Annotated in this window: 6 protein-coding genes; all 6 read right to left on the bottom strand. The window is 33.1% G+C overall.

Translation table 11 applies throughout. The features are described from left to right. Positions 1-54: 54 nt before the first annotated feature. The 6 genes from JI65_RS16480 to JI65_RS16455 all read right to left on the bottom strand — a co-directional run bounded on the left by JI65_RS16480 (position 55) and on the right by JI65_RS16455 (position 4,150). A complete protein-coding gene (locus JI65_RS16480) occupies positions 55-870 on the bottom strand; it encodes an acyltransferase family protein (RefSeq protein WP_191018257.1) in 816 nt (271 codons plus the stop codon). 168 nt (positions 871-1,038) lie between these two features. Continuing rightward, on the bottom strand, positions 1,039-1,476 hold the full coding sequence (locus JI65_RS16475) for an OmpA family protein (RefSeq protein WP_191018256.1): 438 nt from the start codon (positions 1,474-1,476) through the stop codon (positions 1,039-1,041). Beyond that, the gene (locus JI65_RS16470) at positions 1,422-2,705 is read right to left on the bottom strand and encodes a hypothetical protein (protein ID WP_191018255.1); all 1,284 of its coding nucleotides are present in this window, start codon (positions 2,703-2,705) and stop codon (positions 1,422-1,424) included. The genes JI65_RS16475 and JI65_RS16470 overlap by 55 nt, the downstream gene beginning before the upstream one ends. A 443-nt stretch (positions 2,706-3,148) precedes the next feature. After that, on the bottom strand, positions 3,149-3,463 hold the full coding sequence (locus JI65_RS16465; RefSeq protein ID WP_191018254.1) for a type II toxin-antitoxin system RelE/ParE family toxin: 315 nt from the start codon (positions 3,461-3,463) through the stop codon (positions 3,149-3,151). Continuing rightward, the gene (locus tag JI65_RS16460; protein WP_143593358.1) at positions 3,453-3,713 is read right to left on the bottom strand and encodes a type II toxin-antitoxin system Phd/YefM family antitoxin; all 261 of its coding nucleotides are present in this window, start codon (positions 3,711-3,713) and stop codon (positions 3,453-3,455) included. The genes JI65_RS16465 and JI65_RS16460 overlap by 11 nt, the downstream gene beginning before the upstream one ends. Positions 3,714-3,799: 86 nt before the next feature. After that, entirely contained in the window at positions 3,800-4,150 is a 351-nt protein-coding gene (locus JI65_RS16455) for a RidA family protein (RefSeq protein ID WP_191018253.1), read from the bottom strand. Between the last annotated feature and the right edge of the window lie 143 nt (positions 4,151-4,293).

Below are 4,293 nucleotides of genomic sequence, written 5' to 3'. Positions count from 1 at the left end.
TAAGTGTTGTCTGCAATCAAATTTAAATATTTTGTTTTTTCCGTATAACAGGCTCTAGGACAGTTGCAAGCCGCACCAAAAAGCAATTCCCAAATATGCGACTATTATTGGAAGAAATGGATATTTTGAAAAATCGTTACACCAGCTTGGAGTAAATGTAGGATTCCTTCCTGTAAGAAATATCAAAAATTTTAATATGAATATAACTAAAAATAAATATCTTGTTGGTATTTTTTTCTCATACTTCTCAAAAAAATATTTGTAGAAAATCCCTAATCCATAATAAGGGATAAAATGCAACATCCTTACTAGTGGAAGCCATATTCCTTGATTATATCCCTTATAGGAAAGGTAATTTCCTATTGAACCCAGAAAAATATTAATTACAAAGAATATACATTCCGAGATTTTCATTTTTATAAAAAATTTCCGTAAAAGAATATTGTAAATTTCAATCATAAATAAGGGAATTACAAACCAACTGCCAAGATTATATATAAACTGATGCCCTGTTATAATCGGTTGTATAAGAAGTGAATTAACAGATAACGATGCACCCATTTGAAAATTCTTAAGTCTAAGGAGTTGAACAATTAAACCATAGAAAAAATTATAAATATATAAGGGAATTATTAAAGTTTTTATTTTCTTAAAAATATAATTTCCTACATTATTTTCAGCTGTTTTTTTATAAAAATATCCAGACGAAAATAAAAACAATGCAAGATGTAATTCATAATAAGGAAACCAACCTGAAAATGTGAAATCTATTCCACCTCCACCACAGTGTCCTGCGACAATCATTGTTATGGCCACGGTGTAAATAATTTTGAAGCGATAATCAATTTTTTTACTAATTTGAGTTTCCATTTTTTCTTCCTTTTTGAGATACGAATAAAATGTTAAACTCAAATTTTATATTTCTATAAAACTACCAGCCCAGTGGGCTGTGAGCATAACTACGCACTTAAACGGCGGCAAGCTTGACTTGCCGTCCGCTTTGAAGTGCATGTTATGCTTTTATAGCTTACAATTATATCATGGTTCAATTGATTCAATTGTAACGGCTCTATTTAATTTTCTATCATTTCCCCAACGATTTGTTGAGCCTCCTGACATAGTTATTAAATTTTTATCTGGAACATTTCTGCTTATAAGTTCAGATTTTATTTTATCAGCACGTTCTTGAGCGAGAAAATTACCATCAATTTCATTGTCAAATTCAGCAACATAACCTTTTATAATAAAAGTTAAATTTGGATTCTTTCTAAGTTCATTTTTTATTTTCAAAGCCATTTCATCACACCACTTTTCGGCATCTGAATTATTTACATAATCTCTTCTGTCTGCTCTGAATTCAAAAGATTTTGTTTCTGGAAGGACGATTAAGTTACTTTTCTCAACAGAAGAAACTGATTCCGTTATGACTGGTAAAGATTCCTTGGAAGTAGGCTGAACCTTATTAATTCCATGCATACAGTTTTTATAGAAATAAGAAAGATTAATAATACGATTATTAGAATTGCTACAAGTATTTTTCCGAAGAACTTAATAACAAAATTAACAGGAATGCCACAGGCGATTTTTACGTTTGAGGTTTTTATTGATATAAATAATCGTTTTAATAACGATTTGCTTTTTAAGTTTTCGTCAAAATATTTTATAAGGCTTTTGTCAACAAATTTACGTTGAGCATTTATATTATCTCTGCCTGAGTTTTTGAACATCTCAACAAGCCATTTACCGTCAACTTCATTTTGAATTTTAGGTAAAACAGCATTTTCAAATTCTTCTGGCGATAATTCATACAAAGCTGCAAGCTCAGCAACTCTTTGATTCATTGCCTCTGTCATTAATATTGCATCATCTTTTGCGATTGCATCTGCTAATAATTTTGCAGCTTTTGCCCCAGCTGCCGCACCTCCAATACTACCAGTAATAGTTCCTGCTGTTGTTCCAATTGCAGTACCTGCTGCAGTACCTGCTCCAGGCTCAACAAAAGTGCCAATCGCTGCTCCTGCTTTTGCTCCAGCTGCCGCACCTCCCGCAGCGCCTAGTTCTGCGCCAGCAAGTCCTCCTGCAAACACAGAAAAATTTTTTCCTAATTGAGTCCATGAAATACTTTTTGAAATCGAAGCTTTGTATAAATCTGGACCTACTTCAACCAAAGCTTGTAAAGAGTATGTAATAGCATTTGATTTTGCCAATCCTTTTAATATTTTTGATTTTGAATGTTTAGCAGCTTGAGTGAGTGTTGATGAAGTACTCACGACTACAGATTTTCCAGTTGCTATTGCCGTATCTTTTACAGTATCAACAATAGCCTCAGTTGTTTCTTTTTTTCCTTCTTTTACAAGCCTAGCATTATGAATTCCAGAAAATACTCCTGTTGTAATACTTGTGTTTTTTGCAGCAGATTTTGCTGAAGACGACAAAGTTTCCTTTATTCCTTTGATATTGGCTTGTTTCAGGCGTTCATCGTTTATTTTCTCAGCTTCCCTTTGGAGTTCTACTGCTTTTTTCTTTCCCTTATTGGAATATTTATATTCTGGATTATTTACAAATTCTTCATTTGTCTTATTTCCTTTTCGTGTATTTGTTTGCTTTGAAATCGAAGTAAAATTACTATCTTCATTTGCAACTTGTTTTACATCAGTTTCTGTTACAAAAGCTTTTTCTTTGCCTTTTTCATATACTCTTTCCAAAGGATCAATATGATCACCTTCAGCAACATGCTTAGCCCAATCTTCGCCCCAACGTCTTTTTGCTTCTTCCTGAGTTAATACAATTTCTTCGCCTGAAATTGGATCAAAGATTTTTTTTCCAGATGAAAACTGCTTTTCTTTAGCCTTTTGTTTTGCATTGGTATCAAATTTACCTCTATCATAATCTCCAAATTCAAATTTCTTTTCAGTTTCTCTTATGGATTTATTAGTTGTTGTAATAGTTGAAGATATAGATGCAGTATTTTTTTTCTTCTTCGTTTTTTTCAGATTCTGGCATAAGGTTCTCCATTGTTCTTGAATTTCCTATGCCCAAATTTTATATTTCTATAAAACTACCACGCCAGCGGCCTGTCGCCATAACAACTGGTTGTACCGCAGCGGGCTTGACTGCCTGTCGGTTACAAACCTTTGTTAGGTTGCTTTTATATTAGATTAGCATAATCTCTTTTTGCATAAAAGATTCTCATTATAGATACTTCTTTCTCAATATCATCGATTAAGTACAGAGCGATATAATTTTTTTTGAAAAGAAACCTGTGATATTCTTCTGATTGCAATACTAAATCGTTACTTAACGGATACATATAAGGATTATCAGAAATATTATTTTTTTCTTCGAGAAATTCTTCAAGTAAACTTTCAGCAGCTTTTGGATTGCAAAGTTTATCTGTAAAGTAAGTTACAATTTCAGATAAATCCTGCTCAGCCGTTTCCATAATTCGGACATTATAGGCCATGAGTTTTCCTTATTCTTGAAACCGCATCTTCAACAGAAGAATACTTTCCGTTTTTCATATCCTGTTTTGCTTCTTCAAGTTTCCCATATACATTTGCAAGGAACAGGTTCTTTTCATAAGTTTCCATGCTCATTAAAACCATGTCACCATATCCGTTTTTTGTAACAAAAATAGGTTCATCATCTTCATGGCATAGAGTTGAAATGGCAGTGGTATTTTTTAAATCTCTGATTGGAACGATTCTAGGCATAAGTGTCTCCTTGTGGGATTATTTTACCACATCTTCTTGTTTTTTGTCTATAAAAAAGGCGGGCTTGACCCGCCGTAATTTATTTATCACTTAAATGCCACCGCATCAATCTGAAACCTTATTCCTTCTCTTATAAATTTTGTTTCATAAGCTTTTCTTGTAGGATATTTTCCTTTGAAACGATTTTTTAAAATGTCTGGCAAGGCATTTAGATCGGCTATGTTTGCAAAGAGACAGTCCATTTGAATTACAGATTCTAAAGTTAAACCAACTTTTTTAAGTCGTTCTTCTAGAACATCAATTGCGCCATTAATTTGATTTTCAATAGATTGCCCTTCATTTTTCATGCAATAACTTGTATATACAAAGTTGCCTGCTTCAATGATAGTTGAATCAGCCCAAAAGTCATCAGTTTCGATTCTGTTTATTTTACTCACAAAAACTCCTGAATTTATATACGAAAGTGGCGCAGCGCGCCATCAACCTAACAACTGGTTGTACCGCAGCGGGCCCGACCCGCTGTCAGCTACGAACCTTTGTTATGCTATTTACTGAATTAACTGATTATAAGCTAAAATTT

The sequence above is a fragment of the Treponema zioleckii genome (assembly GCF_014737315.1).
Taxonomy (GTDB): domain Bacteria; phylum Spirochaetota; class Spirochaetia; order Treponematales; family Treponemataceae; genus Treponema_D; species Treponema_D zioleckii.
The sequence above is the reverse complement of the archived record's forward strand: the minus strand, read 5'-3'. Positions and strand labels throughout refer to the sequence as shown.